This is a genomic window from Paenibacillus azoreducens, from assembly GCF_021654775.1.
In the GTDB taxonomy this organism is placed as follows: Bacteria; Bacillota; Bacilli; order Paenibacillales; family Paenibacillaceae; genus Paenibacillus_AQ; species Paenibacillus_AQ azoreducens.
In genome coordinates this window covers 6,220,227-6,237,112 of sequence record NZ_AP025343.1, presented here as the reverse complement: position 1 = coordinate 6,237,112, position 16,886 = coordinate 6,220,227, and the positions used below count along the sequence as shown (strand labels likewise).

The following is a 16,886-nucleotide window of genomic DNA, read 5'->3' as shown; positions in this document are numbered from 1 at the left end:
TTGTTCGTTTTATTATTCACCATGAAACTAATTCCAAAATTTCAAATATTTATTCATTCTCAAAAGAAGGATGGAAAAAAATGTACTGTTGCAAGTTTTTTCCGCAAGTTAGGAAAATAGGGGGATTTCCCCTCACGTAAGTTTGGCTTAAATCGCATTATTTTTGCAAGTATCTTAAGACATCCGCATTTCATATAATAACCCAATAATCAAAACACTATAATAAAGAACCCCGGTTTTCCTCCAAAAGGGAAACCGGGGTTTTATATTCGCCAAAGCCTTTTCGTTTAATACATACGTTCATAATCTACCAAATTGCGCGGCGGTTTTTGACCTTGGACATATGCCTTTAAATTCTCGGTGAAAATCTCAATCACGCGTTCAGCATAGCGGTCATTGTCGCCGGCGATATGCGGAGTAATGACCACCTGTTCCATCGACCAAAGCGGATGTTCGGCCGGAAGCGGCTCCTCTTCAAATACGTCCAGAGCCGCGCCGCCAATCCGGCCTTGGTTCAGAGCTTCTATCAAAGCGTTGGTATCGACCGTAGGTCCGCGCCCAACATTGATGAAGACGACCCCATTTTTAGCAGCGTTCCATGCGGAAGCATTAAAGATATGGCGGGTTTCATTCGTTAATGGCAGCACGTTTACGATATAATCGGCTTGTCCAAGCGCTTCGTGCAGACCGTCAAGCGTATACATCCGATCTACGTTTGGTTCCGGTTTATCCGAACGTCTGACGCCGATGACGCGCATGCCAAAGGCTTTGGCCAGACGGGCGGTTTCACGGCCGATCTCGCCTACGCCGGCGATAACCAATGTTTTGCCGTTTATTTCGCCAAGCGTTGTTAACCCCGGAGCCGACAGAGTCGAATCCCACTTGTTTTGCATCTGATTCCGAACTGCGGCATGAATCTGACGCGGAAAGGACAACATCATGGCAAAAATGCTTTCCGATAACGGGATGGCATGCACGCCGCTTGCATTGGTCAGCAAGATTCCTTTTTCCCTCAAACGCTCTAATGGCAACGTATCCACGCCGGCTGACCAGGTTTGCACCCATTTCAGCTTGCTGTTTTCCTGAAGGGCCGTTTCGGCTATCGTTTTCGACCACCCGAGAAACACTTCAGCATTTTGAATTAGCTCCGGACTGAGGTCTTTTTTATTTTTGACAATGAATTCATAACCGGGTGCAGCCTCTTCAAGTTGTTGGATTTGCTCCGGCGTCAGGGAATGAAGACATATGATTTGTTTCATGAACTGTTTTCCTCCTAGTTTTAACGTAATTTGCAAAAAGTCCTTTACTTCAACGCTTGCGCAAGTAAGAGATGAGTGGCGCTATAAAATAAGGATCGCAATGGGCAACCTGAAGTCCGACATCTACTAACTACTTTTTTTAGAAATATGCGAATAAATGTTCGCTTATTTTTGATGGATATGGTATCATAAGAAAAACGTCCATCGAAGCACTTCTAAGAAGCCAGACCGCGATTAGCGGAAGTTTTTCTTGCGATTATAGAAAAGCCTAAGCTCCATTGAAAACTTATGAATTCTATAATCTAAAGAAAAACGTCCATCGAAGCACTCACTAAGAAGCCAGACCGCGATTAGCGGAAGTTTTTCTTGCGATTATAGAAAAGCCTAAGCTCCATTGAAAACTTATGAATTCTATAATCTAAAGAAAAACGTCCATCGAAGCACTTCTAAGAAGCCAGACCGCGTTTAGCGGAAGTTTTTCTTGCGATTATAGAAAAGCCTAAGCTCTGTTGAAAACTTATGAATTCTATAATCTAAAGAAAAACGTCCATCGAAGCACTTCTAAGAAGCCAGACCGCGATTAGCAGAAGTTTTTCTTGCGATTATAGAAAAGCCTAAGCTCCATTGAAAACTTATGAATTCTATAATCTAAAGAAAAACGTCCATCGAAGCACTATCTAAGAAGCCAGACCGCAATTAGCGGAAGTTTTTCTTGCGATTATAGAAAAGCCTAAGCTCCATTGAAAACTTATGAATTCTATAATCTAAAGAAAAACGTCCATCGAAGCACTTCTAAGAAGCCAGACCGCGTTTAGCGGAAGTTTTTCTTGCGATTATAGAAAAGCCTAAGCTCTGTTGAAAACTTATGAATTCTATAATCTAAAGAAAAACGTCCATCGAAGCACTTCTAAGAAGCCAGACCGCGTTTAGTGGAAGTTTTTCTTGCGATTATAGAAAAGCCTAAGCTCTGTTGAAAACTTATGAATTCTATAATCTAAAGAAAAACGTCCATCGAAGCACTAACTAAGAAGCCAGACCGCGATTAGCTGAAGTTTTTCTTGCGAAAGTTAGATTTTAATTTTTGCGCTGTGTTCTTACTATATTACCATCTTGGCTTGGCTGCAAAGTTTCGCAGCAAGCCGCTAAAGATAAAATGTCAGAATAAGTTAAGTCGGGGGAGTTAACAGTCAGTGCATAAGTCCTTTACTTTAAGGATACCAGATTTATACAAGGGGTGAAAAGAACTCCGAGATCTGCCCGCTGAAGTATAAAGTGCCGGCCATCCGGTCAATGATATCTTTGATACGTCTGGATAAGCATTTCGGGGATATGATTGATCCTGATGTTTCTGATGTATTATATAGAAGAAAGTGGTCTTAGAAAGGAGCAACAGCACATGGAAAAGCATGTTAATGATCAGCCGCTCCGGCTATTTATCGGCGTACCCTTGCCGGAAAAATTGAAAGCGGCGTTGGAGCAGTGGAGACAACAAAGCGAACCTCTTCCAGCATTCAAAAAATGGACGCATAGGGAAGATTATCATATTACGATCCAGTTTTTGGGGGATGTGGATCCTGCCCGGGTACCTGCTATTGCGAAGCAACTTCAGCATGTATCCAGCCAATTTAAACCATTTGAGCTTGGTTTTGGGGGATTTGGCGCCTTTGGCGATACGACCTCGCCACGGGTATTATGGGCTGGAGTAATTGACTACAATCATATGCTGGCCCGATTGCAGGAAAAGGTCACGGACGCGATGGAGGAGTTCGGGTTCGTCAAGGAGTCCAGACCGTATCGCCCGCATATCACGATTGCCCGAAAATACGCGGGAAATCAGCCCTTTCGGATCGATTCGCTGCCTACGTTTCTTCCGGAAACAGCTTCTTCTGAACATGCCGGGAGTGAGGCTGCGTGGACCGTTCGCGAATTTGTACTTTTTTCCACGCATTTGCACGATCGGCCAATGTATGAGATACTAGAGACCTTCGGAATGGAAGATTCGTAGATTTGAAATATTCATGCGTTTTTTAGTTATATTAAAATTCCTGCACATAAAACTATAATGTTTATTCCCTTAGCCGTATCCTGTGAACCGTAAAGTTGTGCTGTCACGAAGCTGTTGTGTTGTAACAAAGTATGTGTTTTTTCCGTTTTTTCGTATTCGCGGATGCAGCAAGTTACTGAAAATGTTTTAGGGTTTTCGAAACCTCTGTTTTCGGTTACATAAAAAGGGGATGTGCCGGAAGTAGTAGGAGGAGAAATATGTACACTCTAAGACAAAACCGCTGGATGGCTATGTTGATCGGAGTCCTTCTGGTGTGTTTCTCTGCAATTTGCATGCTTCTTCAAAACGAACAAGCCGAGAAATTGCAAAATAAAAGCAGTGTGAAAATAAATCAGTTCGACACCGCTTCTTTTAAGGAGCCAGAGGTACAGGTTGTCAGGACAAAACAGATACAGAATGCGCCGCATCCAGGCCAATTTAAGCTGGCTTTGCAATCTTCGACTGTAAATAATTTCAATTCATGGAAAAATAAGAACAGAGTTAATTTATTTAAAAGCCTTCCCGTGAAAACGTCCCAGCCCAAAATAGTACTGGCGGACAAGCCGCATAATGCTAAACCGAAGGCGGCTAAAGCGGAGGCTTCTATTCAGAAAGAGCTGAACCCTCAGCTGACTCCCCCAAATAAATTATTCTTCAGCCGGACCAAACTGCTCAGTCCATCAGATCAGGCAAAAGCGACCTGGCAGTACAATGTATCCGCTGATGATGTGCTCCTGCTGCAAAGAATCGTCATGGCAGAAGCAGAAGGCGAACCGTACCAAGGCAAAATTGCTGTAGCGAATGTTGTCTTGAACCGCCTGCGGTCAGCCAATTTCCCCAATACGATTAAAAAGGTTATTTTCCAAAGGTATCAGTTCAGTCCTGTGGCTAACGGACGATTCGATCGCGTAAAGCCAAACCGGGATTGTATTCATGCTGTCAATGAAGCATTGAACGGCAAGAAGGCTGTGCCGGATGAGACATATTATTTTCTTTCCCTGAAACTGGCGGACGATCTGACGGTGCATCATACCCAGACATTTGTGAAGCGGATCGGGAATCACTCTTTTTACAAATAAAACCAAATTAGATATGATAGGAATAGTTGTTCAGAAAATGAACGACACCGGATCATATGATGGGTAATGTATTTGTAGGAGGTGCCACGTTAAATGAAAATTACGTATTACGGTCATTCATGCGTGCTGGTGGAAGAAGGCGGAAAAAGAGTCGTCATTGACCCGTTTCTGTCGGGAAATCCGGTTTCAGTAATCTCGCCCAAGGATATTCATGTGGACGCCGTGCTGCTGACGCATGGGCATGGGGATCATTTTGGGGATTGCATTGACATCGCCAAGGCCAATAACTGCCCGGTGATCGCGGTTTTTGAATTGGCTGAGTATTGCAAAAGCCAGGGCGTGGAGGCTTATGGCATGAACATTGGCGGCAGCCAATCCTTTGACGGCTTCAAAGTTAAATACACGCTCGCTTTTCATAGTTCGTCCGTGCCGGTTGGAGACACTTGGATTTACGCAGGGGAACCCGGAGGTATTTTGTTGACTATGGGCGGCAAAACCTTTTTCCATGCGGGGGACACCGCCTTGTTTGGCGATATGCGCCTGATTGGCGAATTGAACAAGATTGATGCGGCGGCGCTGCCGATCGGAGACTTTTTTACGATGGGACCGGATGATGCGCTGCTGGCGGCCAAATGGCTGCGTACGGCCAATGTGCTCCCGGTACACTACAATACATTTCCGGCAATTAACCAGGACGGGGCATTGTTCTCCGAACGTCTTCGGCAGGAAGGCATTCAGGGGCATCCGCTTAAGCCTGGGGAAAGCTTTGAAATCTGATATTTGTTTCAGCTCCTGATAAACACCGTTCTACATGTTAGGCATATACTGGGATGGTAAAGGCCTATAGAAAGGCGGGGGAGCCTGGATGAATAATCAGATATACGGAAACGGTTCGATTGCCGTTCACGACCTGCAGCAGGTCATACAGGCTGAGTACCGTTCCATGATATATGCCCAGCGGCTTTTGCAGCTTGCACCTCCGGAGCACCGGATGTATTTTAGCAGGCAAGTGGAAACCAAGCAGAAGGAACGTCTTGCGGGCTGGACGAGGCTGTATTATCGTCTGACCGCCTGTTATCCGATATTCAGCAAGGTGGAGCCGCCCAAGGATTATAGGGCAGGACTCATGGCGTCAATTGCCGATTCGCTGGATGCTGCCGATTTTTATGCCGGGCTGATGGATTCTGCCGACGATCCTCAGCTGCAGATTCTTCTTCTTCGTGCTGTGAACGCGGAGACCCGCTGGGCCGTCCGGCTGCAATGGATGTACAACAGCATTCTGCATGACAACGGTAATATGGAGATGAGCAAAGGACTCATCGGTGTCATTAGAAAACCATCTATCGACGTACACTCAAAAAAGAACGACCGCGTTTAGTGGTAGTTTTCTTGCGAATATAAGGATGCGGGCTTCTTGAAGTTTATACTTTCCTATATCACATCCAGCGGTACTAACGTGTTGTTCACTGGGCGTTAATATGACCTATTGGGGGGCGATGGCGGTCACTGGAAATTCCGCTGTCCCCATGCCACAGGCAAGGTAGATTGCCTGCTAGGAATGGCCGCTTGTCCGTACTCCAATTATGGAATGGGCGTCAAGGTTGAAAAGCGTAGATAACATAACAAGTCATGGCTCATGGAGTACAGGCCTCAGGGGCATGAAGCAGTAGAACAAAATCTGTTTGATGGTGGTGGTCAACGGAAAGGCACGATCGGACTATAACGATTGCAAAACTCTAAGGGACACAGCGGCCGCTATAGAGGCCAATTTCGGGCATTTTGATTTTTAACGGACACAGCTGCAGCTATTTTGGGTAGAAGCCCCGTTTGGCGTTGGTTTGGGAGCAATTAAGCGCTGTGGTGACCGTTAAAATTCCAAGACGGCTTTTTTTAGCGGTTTAGCGGTCGTGGTGTCCGTTAGAGAATGGTTCCATTCCATCCTGCCTTTTTCGGCGTGTCCAAACACATGATCAAAAATTCCAAAAGCGGCTTCTTAGAATACCATTTCATCATGTCATTGTTCAAATACCCGTATCTATTCATTATGAATTGAATCCACCCAAAGCAATATATAGATCGAAACGATTTTCTCGTTGAAAACAGCAAGGAAGTTGAAGTTTGGGAGGATTCTGCTGAAGAGAAAGCGGAATAAGAGGCAGATCATTGACAGCGGACATGATAAACGTTTCGTCTGTGTATTGCTTCCCGAGAGTGTTTGGAATCGAATTTTTGCAAAATCTTAAACTTAAAAAAGCAGCCTCCTCCACGTTAACGAGGGGAAGCTGCTTTTTTGTGGTCACGGACTTACGAATGGCCGCTCGGCTCCGTTTCCTGCCGCAGCAATTCGATGACCTGCTGGGCACAATAGTACGGCTCTCTGCCGGGTTTGGTGCTCATGAGAGAGTTCTGTCGACTCTTTTCCACTTGTTCGTATTCAAAAACTAAACGATGATGCCAGCGATTTAATACGGATGGTGAATGGATCATCTCCGCGCTTCCGAGCTCCACGAAATACTGGCCGTTTTCTTCTTCCTGACCCGGAATGACCCCGTAAAACAACATCGGGATTCCTTTGGCCATCCCTTCCGTACATGTCATGCCCCCAGGCTTCGTAATAAGCAGATCGGAAACATCCATCCATTTGTCAATTTGCTTCGTGTAGCCGAGCAGATGGATATGGGGATGGGCAAAAACCGGGCTGCTTTTCATTTTCTGCAGAAGCTTCTCGTTGCTGCCTGTGCAAAATATCAATTGGATCTGGTCCGCCCAGGAAATCAGAAGGTTGACCATTTCTTTTTTAAAAGAAACGCCCCAGCCTCCGCTCATGATCAGAACGGTCGGCATTCGTTTCAAACCAAGTTCCTCTTGCAGCTGATGTTTATCGGCTCTTTCCCAGAAGTTTGGATGGACCGGGATGCCGGTGACTTGTATCGATGCCGCAGGGACGTTCCGGCGGAGCAGGAGGTTTCTGACCTGCGGCGTAGAGACTAGATATCGATTAACTTCCTTATTCACCCAAGTGCCATGAACGTCATAATCCGTAATCAGCGTAATCAGCGGGACATGTATTCCCTTGCGTTTGAGGCGCGAAACCACAGCATTGGGAAAAGGATGCGTACAAACGATCAGGTCCGGTTTCAACTGCTGGATGACCTGAGCTGCATGTGTATAAAAAATCCGGTGCAGGGCCAGCTTCGTCAGGCGGTTGAGCGATTTGTCGTATTGCTTGCGGTAGAGCATTCCAACGAGTTTGGGATTGCTGCTGACCGTTCGGCGATATGCCGACAGTATCAAGGGCCCTACAGTCGGATTTAAAAATTTACCTAGTTCGATAACCCGGCATTGCAAATCGGGATCGAGCCTTTTCATTCCGGATGCCAGCGCATAAGCTGCTTGCGTATGGCCGGTTCCGAAACCTTCGGAGAGCAGCAGAACTCTCTTTTTCCGCATGTTTTCACCCACTTTTCCTTCCTCTATCTTACAGGAGTAAATGTGAAAAATCTATAAACGGGTGTCATTTCCTTAGAGCGTCCCCACTCCTTATGAAAGTGAAAAGAAAATTTTTTGGAAAAAATGTTTGGCAGGGGTTGCCAGTGAATGAAGAACGTGATAAAGTATGAATTGACCGATTGACCGAATTGGAAATTTGGTCAATGAGCAACAGTTAGAGTTTATTTTGGAGGAAAGGAGGAGAAGGATATGCCTGCGGTGGATCGTCGAAAGCAAATCCTTCAGGCGGCAGCGCAGTCTTTTGCCCTGTTTGGATATAAGGCGACGACGATGGATCAGGTGGCAAAAATCGCAAACGTGGGCAAGGGGACCATCTATACGTTTTTTACCAATAAAGAAGAGCTGTTTGATGAAATTTTGTACAGCGTCATCTTGGAGATGAAGGAGCTGGCCGAGACAAAGATCAAGCGCGATCATACGTTTTTTGAGAAGCTGTATCGTGTTTTGGATGCTTTGCTTGAATTCAGGGGCGATCACGATCTGTTCATTAAGCTGTCCCAGGAAGTTCGGGATGTCGGTACGCCCAAGGCCAGGGAAGGGCTTGCCAAGCTGGAGCGTGTTATTCTCGATTATTTGGAAAGAGAGATTGCCTATGCGCGGGATCATGGAGAGATCAAACCTTGTGACCCGCAAGTGGTTGCAGTGGTCATGTTTAAGCTGTACATCGCATTGACATCTGACTTTAACCAGATTCGGGAACCTCTTGGCAAGGAAGAAATTCATCATTATATCCGATTATTTTTGGCAGATGGTCTCGCGGAATCTTCCAGCAGTAGCGCAGTCACAACCTAATGAGGAATTCACGCTTCCAAGTACGTGCAGTCTTCAGAGGCAGCCGGAAAAAGGGAGTTTTTCTCGGCCCTATACTGACTAATTGGTTAAAACGGTCAACAAGTTTGATAGAAAAATAGAGAAATAAGGAGAGAAACTAATCATGAGGTCATTATCTGTATTTGCAAAAGATATGGCTGCTACGCTCCGCAACCGGAAGCTGCTTATCTCGATGGTGGCCGTACTCTGTATTCCGGTTATGTATGCGGGATTGTTCCTTGGGGCCTTCTGGGATCCTTACGGTAAAATGGACCAAATCCCGGTAGCAGTCGTCAATCAGGATACCGGTGCTAAATATGGAGACGAGTCGCTGAAAGTCGGCGAAGATCTAGTTGATGAATTGAAGAAAAACAATGATTTTCAGTGGGAATTTGTAAGCCGCGGGGAAGCGGATAAGGGAATGGCTGATAACCGTTATTACATGACGATCGTCATTCCTGAGGATTTCTCTTCCAAAGCCGCAACGGTGTTGGATGAACATCCGCAGCCTTCCGATATTATTTTCGAGCCGAATGAAGGTTATAACTTCCTGGCTTCCCAAATCGGCGGCACAGCGATCAAAGAAATTCGCTCTAAAGTTTCCGAGAAGGTGACGGAAGCCTACTCCAAGGCGCTGTTTGATCAGATCAAAACCGTTTCGAACGGACTTGGCGAAGCGGGCGACGGCGCAACCGAAATTTCGGACGGCGTGGTGAAGCTCGATGATGGTGCTGCCAAGCTGAAAGAAAATTTGGCGAAAATGGTTGAAGGAACTGTGAAGCTGCAAGACGGTATAAAGCCGCTCTCGAACGGAGCAGGGGACTTGCAAAAAGGCGCTCTGGCCCTGAAGGAAGGTACCCAATCCCTCTCCAGCGGTTTGAATCAACTGAATGCGGCCCACAAGCAGCTTGAAGATGGTGTGGTATCCGCGCATCAAGGTTCCAAACAGTTAAAAGACGGACTGACGCAAACCGAAGCCGGCAGCGCGAAACTGAAAGCGGGACTGCAAACCGCTGTTGACGGCAGCGGTAAGCTGAAAGCCGGTTTGGGAGCAACGCTGGATGGCAGCGGCAAGTTGCAGGATGGCTTGAAGCAATCGGAAGCGGGCAGCGCGAAGCTGGCTGAAAGCATGAAAGCAGCCGAAGCCGGCGGAGCACAGGTTGCAGAGGGCGCTCAAGGTGTAGCCCAAGGTTTGCAGCAGTTGGCTCAAGCAAGTCCTGAACTTGCCAAAAACCCGGCTGTTCAAAAACTGATTGCTGCGAGCCAGGCAGTGGCCAAAGGCAGCGAGCAATTGCATCAGGGCCAACAGCAGCTCACTCAAGGCGCCGAGCAGCTGCATAAATCCCAACAGCAGCTTTCCGGCGGCGCAGCAAGCCTGAATGACGGATTGCAGCAGCTTTCCGGCGGTGCCGCTCAGCTCAGCGACGGAGCAGGGCAGCTGGTTGCAGGTGTGGATCAACTGCATCAAGGCCAACAGCAGCTTCTGCAAGGCGCAACTCAGCTTGAAGCAGGACACAATAAACTTGAAGGCGGAATGAAGCTGTTCGGTACGAAACTGTCCGAAGCAGCGAAAGGCAGCCAGCAGCTGGCTAGCGGTGCCGGACAGCTTGCGGAAGGTTCCGGCAAGCTGAAAGGCGGCATGAGCCAATTGGGCAGCGGGGTATCCACCCTTGCCGACGGTTCCAAACAGCTCGATGACGGAGCAGGTCAATTGCATGAAGGTCTTGGCAAACTGAAAGACGGATCCGGAGAGCTTGCAACAAAACTTAATGATGCAGCCAAGAAAACCAGTGAAGTTGAAGCAAACGATGATAATTTCAAAATGTTTGCAGAACCCGTAAAAATTGAAGAAAAGAAATATACGGAAGTTCCGAACTATGGAACAGGCTTCTCGCCATACTTCCTGTCGCTTGGTTTGTTTGTAGGCGCACTGATCTCCACGATCGTAATTCCGATGAGAGATTCCGCCGTGTATGGAGCATCAGGATTTAACCGGTTCTTCAGCCGGACGCTTTCCTTCACAATGATGAGCGTGCTGCAATCTTTGCTGGCCGCGATCGTCATTCTGTATGGATTGAAGCTTGAAGTACAAAGCGTTCCGTTGTTCTATCTCTTTACATTCATTACAAGCTTGTCGTTTATGTTCATGATTCAGGCCATCGTAACTTGGCTGGATCAACCTGGACGTTTCGTTGTCATCGTACTGCTGATCTTCCAATTGACGACCAGTGCAGGTACGTTCCCGCTGGAACTGATTCCGGACTGGATGAAGACTCTGAATCCGCTGCTGCCAATGACGTACAGCGTCAAAGGCTACAAAGCGGTCGTATCAACAGGAGATTTCAGCGTGATGTGGCAGCAGGTTGCAGTACTAGGCGTTGTAGGTATCGTATTCCTCGGCCTGACGCTCGTTTACTTCCTGATGAAGTCGCACAAAAACATTCTCGATCAACAAGAAGCGCCATCGGCGTCCGCATAATCGAAGAGAAGACGGAAAGGGTTATCCCTAGGCCATTACGGCTTAGGGGTAACCCTTTATCTTTTTGCTTCCTTAAGCATGATAAAAAGGGGCAGGGAATATGTGGATCATATTTATGTTTTTATACACTTAATTGAATATTTAATCATAATATCAAAAATGCATAATGCAAACCATTATTTATCACATCCATAAAAACTTTAAATTGCGCTGATTACAGGGCAGGTGTTAAAATAAATAAACCAATTCTTGCTGAATAAATATCAAAGTTTGACATGAATAAACCATTCCCCAATTCTGACCAGGTTGTCCGCTGCTCTTTGTTTACTACATTCCCCAATGTTAGAGTCACTGTTTTGTTCTTGCAGCCCATGATCGTCTTACCCGTGGTTTTGTTTGCCTTACCCTGATATGGAATGACTATATTATTTTAAGACAGAAAGGTTGCTTCCTATGAAACATACGGTACTTCCCCCTAAACAGGGACTTTATGATCCGCAGTTTGAGAAAGATGCCTGCGGCATGGGGTTTGTCGCTCACATCAAGGGCAGGGCTTCCCATGAAATTGTCAGCCAGGCGCTGACCATGCTCGAGAATATGGAGCATCGCGGCGGCCAGGGCAGCGAACCTAATTCCGGTGACGGAGCCGGGATTATGCTGCAAATTCCGCATCGTTTTTTTGCCGCAGAAGCGCAAAAGCTCGGGTTTGAACTTCCGAAGCCGGGCGAGTACGGCGCAGGCATGCTCTTCCTTTCCCATGACGAAGCCGTTCGTGAAGCTCATGAGAGCCGGCTGATCCACATTATTAAGGAAGAAGGGCAAACTTTCCTCGGCTTCCGCGACGTGCCGACCTATGATGAAATGCTTGGGAAATCGGCCAAAGAAGCGAAGCCATATGTACGCCAAGTGTTTATCGGCCGCAGCGCCGACCTGAAGGAAGATCTGGATTTTGAGCGCAAGCTGTACATTATCCGCAGACGCGCCGAACAAGCTATTCGCTACGGGGGTACTCCCGAAGGGGAAAGCTTCTATATTTCCAGCTTATCCTGCCGGAAAATCGTTTATAAAGGCATGTTGACTACGGTGCAAGTAGGCCAGTTTTACCTCGACCTGCAAAACGAAACGGTTGAAACCGCCATTGCGCTTGTTCACTCCCGTTTCAGTACGAATACCTTCCCGAGCTGGGAACGCGCACATCCGTACCGCTTCATGATTCACAACGGCGAAATCAACACGCTCCGCGGGAACGTGAACTGGATGCATGCCCGCCAATCTTTGTTCCAAAGCGATATTTTTGGCGTTGATCTGGACAAGGTAAAGCCAATCATTAACCCGGACGGTTCGGATACCGCGATGTTTGACAATACGTTTGAATTTTTGTATCTGAGCGGACGTTCCTTGCCGCATGTAGCCATGATGATGGTGCCGGAGCCTTGGAACAATGATGAATTGATGGATGAAACGAAAAAATCTTTTTACGAATACCACAGTACCCTGATGGAGCCGTGGGACGGCCCTGCCGCGATGGCGTTTACGGACGGCGTGCAGATTGGGGCGATCCTTGACCGGAATGGTCTCAGACCTTCGCGTTATTACGTGACGAAGGATGACCGGATTATCCTTTCTTCCGAAGCCGGCGTTCTTGATATTGCCCCGGAAAACGTACTCTACAAGGACCGTTTGCGTCCGGGCAGAATGCTGCTTGTCGACACCAAGGAAGGACGCATCATTTCCGATGAGGAGGTCAAAGCCAAGGTGGCTTCCGAGCAGCCTTACCGTGAATGGCTTGACGAGCATCTGGTCGACTTGGAAGATCTCCCGGATGCGCCGGAGGTGCCGGAACCGAAGCACGACAATGTCACGCAGCTGCAGCTTGCCTTCGGATATACATTCGAAGAACTGCGTAAAGTACTCGAGCCGATGGCTTCGACCGGGATGGAAGCTCTCGCTTCGATGGGTTACGACGCCCCGCTCGCCGTTTTATCCGACAAGCCGCAGCGTTTATACAATTACTTTAAGCAAATGTTCGCACAGGTGACGAACCCGCCGATCGATGCGATCCGCGAGGAAATCATTACTTCGACGGCGACGACAATCGGACCGGAACGCAATCTGCTGCATCCGGAGCCGGAAAGCTGCCGCCAGATTCGTCTGGATACGCCGATCCTTTCCAATGAGGATTTTGCGAAAATCCGCCATGTGCATCGTCCTGGCTTCAAGTCGATGACGATCCCGATCTTTTATACGGCAGCAGACGGAGCCGAAGGCTTGCGCCAGGCATTGGACGGACTTTGCATTGCTGCTGACCGCGTCATCAGCAAAGGCCATAACATCCTGATACTGTCCGACCGCGGCGTGGACCGTGAGAATGCGGCAATACCGGCTCTCTTGGCCGTATCCTGCCTGCATCATCATCTGATCCGCCAAAGTACGCGTACCAAGGTGAGCATCCTGCTCGAATCCGGCGAACCGCGTGAAGTGCATCATTATGCGCTGCTGCTCGGCTACGGAGTCAGTGCGGTCAATCCGTATCTGGCCTTTGAAACGCTGGACGATATGATCCGCCAGGGACTGCTGCGCGGCGTCACGCACGAGAAGGCGGTCAAAAACTACATTAAGGCCGCGACGAAAAGCGTGGTTAAAATCTTGTCCAAGATGGGGATTTCCACCATCCAGTCTTACCGCGGAGCCCAAATTTTCGAAGCGGTCGGCCTGAAAGAAGAGTTCGTGGACAAATACTTTACCAACACGCCGTCCCGCATCGGCGGCATCGGTCTGGAAGAGGTAACGGCCGAAGCGCTTGCTCATCATAACCGGGCCTTTACGGATCAGGACGGAAGCGACAAGGTTCTGGATTCCGGTGGCGAATATCAATGGCGCAGGGATGGGGAAGAGCATCTGTTCAACCCGCAAACGATTCATTTGCTGCAGCAGGCCGTACGTACGGGCGATTACAAGGTATATAAGAAATACGCCAAGCTGGTGCAAGGCGAAAACGAACAAAAGCTGACCATCCGCGCCCTGCTGAAGCTAAAACCGGCAGGATCTGCCGTACCGCTTGAAGAGGTGGAGCCTGCCGAATCCATTATGCGCCGCTTCAAAACCGGCGCCATGTCCTTCGGCTCCATCAGCAAGGAAGCGCATGAAAGCCTGGCGATCGCCATGAACCGTATTGGCGGCAAAAGCAATACGGGGGAAGGCGGAGAGGATCCAGCGCGCTACACGCCTGACGCTAACGGAGATTCCCGCCGCAGCGCCATTAAACAGGTGGCGTCGGGCCGGTTCGGCGTCACGTCGAACTATCTGGTCAATGCCGACGAAATACAGATCAAGATGGCTCAAGGCGCCAAGCCAGGCGAAGGCGGACAGCTGCCTGGCCGTAAGGTGTACCCATGGGTTGCCGAGGTCCGCGGCTCAACGCCGGGCGTCGGTTTGATCTCGCCGCCGCCGCATCATGACATTTATTCGATCGAAGACTTGGCTGAGCTGATCTATGATTTGAAGAACGCCAACCCCCGCGCCAATATTAACGTGAAACTCGTATCCGAAGCGGGCGTGGGCACGATTGCCGCCGGCGTAGCCAAAGGCAGAGCCGATATTATCCTGGTGAGCGGTTATGACGGCGGCACGGGCGCATCGCCGCAAAGCTCGATCCGTCATGCAGGCATGCCGTGGGAGCTGGGGCTGGCGGAAACGCACCAGACGCTGATCCTGAACAACCTGCGCGACCGCGTCGTGCTGGAGACGGACGGCAAAATGCTTAACGGACGTGACCTCGCCGTCGCCGCGCTGCTTGGAGCCGAAGAATACGGCTTCTCGACCGCGCCGCTGATTGCACTCGGCTGCATCATGATGCGCGTATGCCAGATGGATACCTGCCCGGTTGGCGTAGCGACGCAAAATCCAGAGCTGCGCAAGCATTTCATGGGCGATCCGGCGCATGTGGTCAACTTTATGAAATTCGTGGCTGAAGATCTGCGCGAACTGATGGCTGAGCTCGGATTCCGGAGCGTTCAGGAGATGATCGGCCGGACCGACTGTCTGGATGCGGAAGAAGCTAACGGTCATTGGAAGAAGCAGGGCGTCGACCTGTCGGCGCTGCTCTTTACGCCGGAAGTATCGGAAGGCAGCACGCGCTATAACAGCAAACAGCAAAATCACGGTTTGGAAGAGACGCTTGATATGCGTGAGCTGCTTAAGATGGCCGCGCCAGCTATCGAAACCGGAGCTGCCGTACGGGGAAGCCTGCCGATTACGAATGTGGACCGTGCGGTCGGCACCATTCTTGGCAGCGAAGTGACCCGCAAATACGGATCGGCCGGACTGCCGGAGGATACGATTTCCTTGACGTTTACCGGCACTGCCGGCCAAAGCTTCGGAGCTTTCGTACCGAAGGGGATGACGCTGACGGTTGTCGGCGATGCCAATGACTATACAGGCAAAGGCCTTTCCGGCGGCAAGCTGATCGTGAAACCTTCGGAGCGTTCGACCTTCAAAGCAGAGGAAAATATCATCATCGGCAATACTTCATTTTACGGCGCGACCAGCGGCGAAGCATACATCAACGGCATTGCCGGCGAGCGTTTTGCGGTCCGCAATTCCGGCGCTTCGGTTGTCGTCGAAGGCGTGGGCGACCATGGCTGCGAATATATGACGGGTGGACGCGTGGTTGTGCTGGGCGGCACCGGACGGAACTTTGCAGCCGGTATGTCCGGCGGTATCGCTTATGTATATGATCCGGAGAATACCTTCATTGAGCGCTGCAACCTGGAAATGGTGCTGCTGGAGCGGGTGGAAGAAGCCGAAGAGGCGGAAGAGCTGAAGCAGTTGGTTCGCAAGCATGTCTCCTATACCGGCAGCGCCATCGGCCAAAAGGTATTAGAGAACTGGGGGCAAACGCTGGAGCAGTTCGTCCGGGTTATTCCGAAGGATTATAAACGGATGATGCAGCATATACGCAAGGTTCAAGAGAAAGGGCTGACGGGAGAAGCGGCGCTAATGGCGGCTTTTGAAGCCAATATGAGGGAGCTCGCCAGAACCGGCAGTCAATAAGTCATAAGTTTTACATGAATGCGTAGAAGCAATCAAAACGGGTCAGCGATTTTAGCGCCAATTGGGGACTAAAATCGTCGGCCCGTTTTTTTCGACAAAAATAGAACTGTAATTCAGAGACGGACTTTCCATCAGACGACAGCATCATGAATGCGCTTGGGCTATAATAAAAAAGTCCCTCCCTATTAGACCTACCAGAGTTCTTAGACGGGGATAAGGCAGGTATTATGATCTTTTTCTTTTAAATCGATGAGTAGAGCGAGGGTATCTTGGATGAGTGATGAGAGAGATTTTGGTACCGAGGCCCGGTCCAATCGTGATCGTCCGGCACAAACGCAGTTGGATATTTTGAAAGTGCTGGAGCAATGCGGGATACACCTTGACAGCTGGAATCATTATATCCGGCAGCAGGAAGACGCGCTAAAGAAGGAGCCGACCTAGTCAGAAAATAGGGCAGACATCCGCATGCCGACTTCATTCAGTACATAAATCCAAACCATCGGTTCTTCGGTTCATGACGACAGGAGAGCTGAGCCCGAATCTGAGCCATACCTTCCCGGTCCGCAGCCTGTGGGAGAATACGATCTCACGAATGCGGTTCCGGGGATTTTTCTGCTTTCAAAAACCTCAGCGGCTTTTTTTCGCGGCTGAGG

11 protein-coding genes and 1 pseudogene are annotated in these 16,886 nt (G+C 49.0%); 9 read left to right on the top strand and 3 right to left on the bottom strand.

The genetic code is table 11. From position 1 onward, the window contains the following. Positions 1 to 287: 287 nt before the first annotated feature. Complete coding sequence (locus tag L6442_RS27770) at positions 288 to 1,259, bottom strand: D-2-hydroxyacid dehydrogenase (RefSeq protein WP_212978131.1); 972 nt, start codon at positions 1,257 to 1,259, stop codon at positions 288 to 290. A 1,396-nt stretch (positions 1,260 to 2,655) separates the two neighbouring features. Between L6442_RS27770 and thpR the strand changes: the two genes are divergently transcribed. The 5 genes and pseudogenes from thpR to L6442_RS27745 form a co-directional block, all read left to right on the top strand. Beyond that, a complete protein-coding gene (gene thpR / locus L6442_RS27765) occupies positions 2,656 to 3,264 on the top strand; it encodes an RNA 2',3'-cyclic phosphodiesterase (RefSeq protein WP_212978130.1) in 609 nt (202 codons plus the stop codon). A gap of 257 nt (positions 3,265 to 3,521) precedes the next feature. After that, complete coding sequence (locus L6442_RS27760; RefSeq protein ID WP_212978129.1) at positions 3,522 to 4,382, top strand: cell wall hydrolase; 861 nt, start codon at positions 3,522 to 3,524, stop codon at positions 4,380 to 4,382. A 93-nt stretch (positions 4,383 to 4,475) separates the two neighbouring features. Beyond that, complete coding sequence (locus L6442_RS27755; protein ID WP_212978128.1) at positions 4,476 to 5,159, top strand: metal-dependent hydrolase; 684 nt, start codon at positions 4,476 to 4,478, stop codon at positions 5,157 to 5,159. 88 nt (positions 5,160 to 5,247) lie between these two features. Further along, positions 5,248 to 5,760, top strand: coding sequence for a ferritin-like domain-containing protein (locus L6442_RS27750; protein ID WP_212978127.1), 513 nt, complete (start codon positions 5,248 to 5,250; stop codon positions 5,758 to 5,760). A 79-nt stretch (positions 5,761 to 5,839) separates the two neighbouring features. Next, a pseudogene (locus L6442_RS27745) lies at positions 5,840 to 5,988 on the top strand (transposase); the annotation flags it as partial. 311 nt (positions 5,989 to 6,299) lie between these two features. On the opposite strand, the gene L6442_RS32890 reads toward L6442_RS27745, so the two are convergent. Both L6442_RS32890 and L6442_RS27740 read right to left on the bottom strand, forming a co-directional pair. Next, on the bottom strand, positions 6,300 to 6,425 hold the full coding sequence (locus L6442_RS32890; RefSeq protein WP_272880287.1) for a hypothetical protein: 126 nt from the start codon (positions 6,423 to 6,425) through the stop codon (positions 6,300 to 6,302). Positions 6,426 to 6,686: 261 nt separating this feature from the next. Then, entirely contained in the window at positions 6,687 to 7,832 is a 1,146-nt protein-coding gene (locus tag L6442_RS27740; protein ID WP_212978126.1) for an MGDG synthase family glycosyltransferase, read from the bottom strand. A gap of 249 nt (positions 7,833 to 8,081) precedes the next feature. On the opposite strand from L6442_RS27740, the gene L6442_RS27735 reads away from it, so the two are divergent. From L6442_RS27735 to L6442_RS27720, 4 genes are all read left to right on the top strand, one after another. Beyond that, entirely contained in the window at positions 8,082 to 8,684 is a 603-nt protein-coding gene (locus L6442_RS27735) for a TetR/AcrR family transcriptional regulator (protein WP_194230616.1), read from the top strand. 142 nt (positions 8,685 to 8,826) lie between these two features. Continuing rightward, a complete protein-coding gene (locus L6442_RS27730; protein ID WP_212978125.1) occupies positions 8,827 to 11,181 on the top strand; it encodes a YhgE/Pip domain-containing protein in 2,355 nt (784 codons plus the stop codon). 453 nt (positions 11,182 to 11,634) lie between these two features. Beyond that, positions 11,635 to 16,233 carry a glutamate synthase large subunit gene (gene gltB, locus L6442_RS27725; RefSeq protein ID WP_212978124.1) on the top strand — a complete coding sequence of 1,533 codons (4,599 nt, stop codon included), beginning with the start codon at positions 11,635 to 11,637 and terminating at the stop codon, positions 16,231 to 16,233. Positions 16,234 to 16,506: 273 nt separating this feature from the next. Beyond that, positions 16,507 to 16,674, top strand: a complete 168-nt coding sequence (locus L6442_RS27720) for a hypothetical protein (RefSeq protein ID WP_212978123.1) — start codon at positions 16,507 to 16,509, stop codon at positions 16,672 to 16,674. Positions 16,675 to 16,886: the final 212 nt, after the last annotated feature.

What these genes read in the sequence shown, in the direction of transcription:
- L6442_RS27770 (WP_212978131.1), bottom strand. Translation starts at nt 1,259, where the DNA reads ATGAAACAAATCATATGTCTTCATTCCCTGACGCCGGAGCAAATCCAA.
- thpR (WP_212978130.1), top strand. Translation starts at nt 2,656, where the DNA reads ATGGAAAAGCATGTTAATGATCAGCCGCTCCGGCTATTTATCGGCGTA.
- L6442_RS27760 (WP_212978129.1), top strand. Translation starts at nt 3,522, where the DNA reads ATGTACACTCTAAGACAAAACCGCTGGATGGCTATGTTGATCGGAGTC.
- L6442_RS27755 (WP_212978128.1), top strand. Translation starts at nt 4,476, where the DNA reads ATGAAAATTACGTATTACGGTCATTCATGCGTGCTGGTGGAAGAAGGC.
- L6442_RS27750 (WP_212978127.1), top strand. Translation starts at nt 5,248, where the DNA reads ATGAATAATCAGATATACGGAAACGGTTCGATTGCCGTTCACGACCTG.
- L6442_RS32890 (WP_272880287.1), bottom strand. Translation starts at nt 6,425, where the DNA reads ATGAATAGATACGGGTATTTGAACAATGACATGATGAAATGGTATTCT.
- L6442_RS27740 (WP_212978126.1), bottom strand. Translation starts at nt 7,832, where the DNA reads ATGCGGAAAAAGAGAGTTCTGCTGCTCTCCGAAGGTTTCGGAACCGGC.
- L6442_RS27735 (WP_194230616.1), top strand. Translation starts at nt 8,082, where the DNA reads ATGCCTGCGGTGGATCGTCGAAAGCAAATCCTTCAGGCGGCAGCGCAG.
- L6442_RS27730 (WP_212978125.1), top strand. Translation starts at nt 8,827, where the DNA reads ATGAGGTCATTATCTGTATTTGCAAAAGATATGGCTGCTACGCTCCGC.
- gltB (WP_212978124.1), top strand. Translation starts at nt 11,635, where the DNA reads ATGAAACATACGGTACTTCCCCCTAAACAGGGACTTTATGATCCGCAG.
- L6442_RS27720 (WP_212978123.1), top strand. Translation starts at nt 16,507, where the DNA reads ATGAGTGATGAGAGAGATTTTGGTACCGAGGCCCGGTCCAATCGTGAT.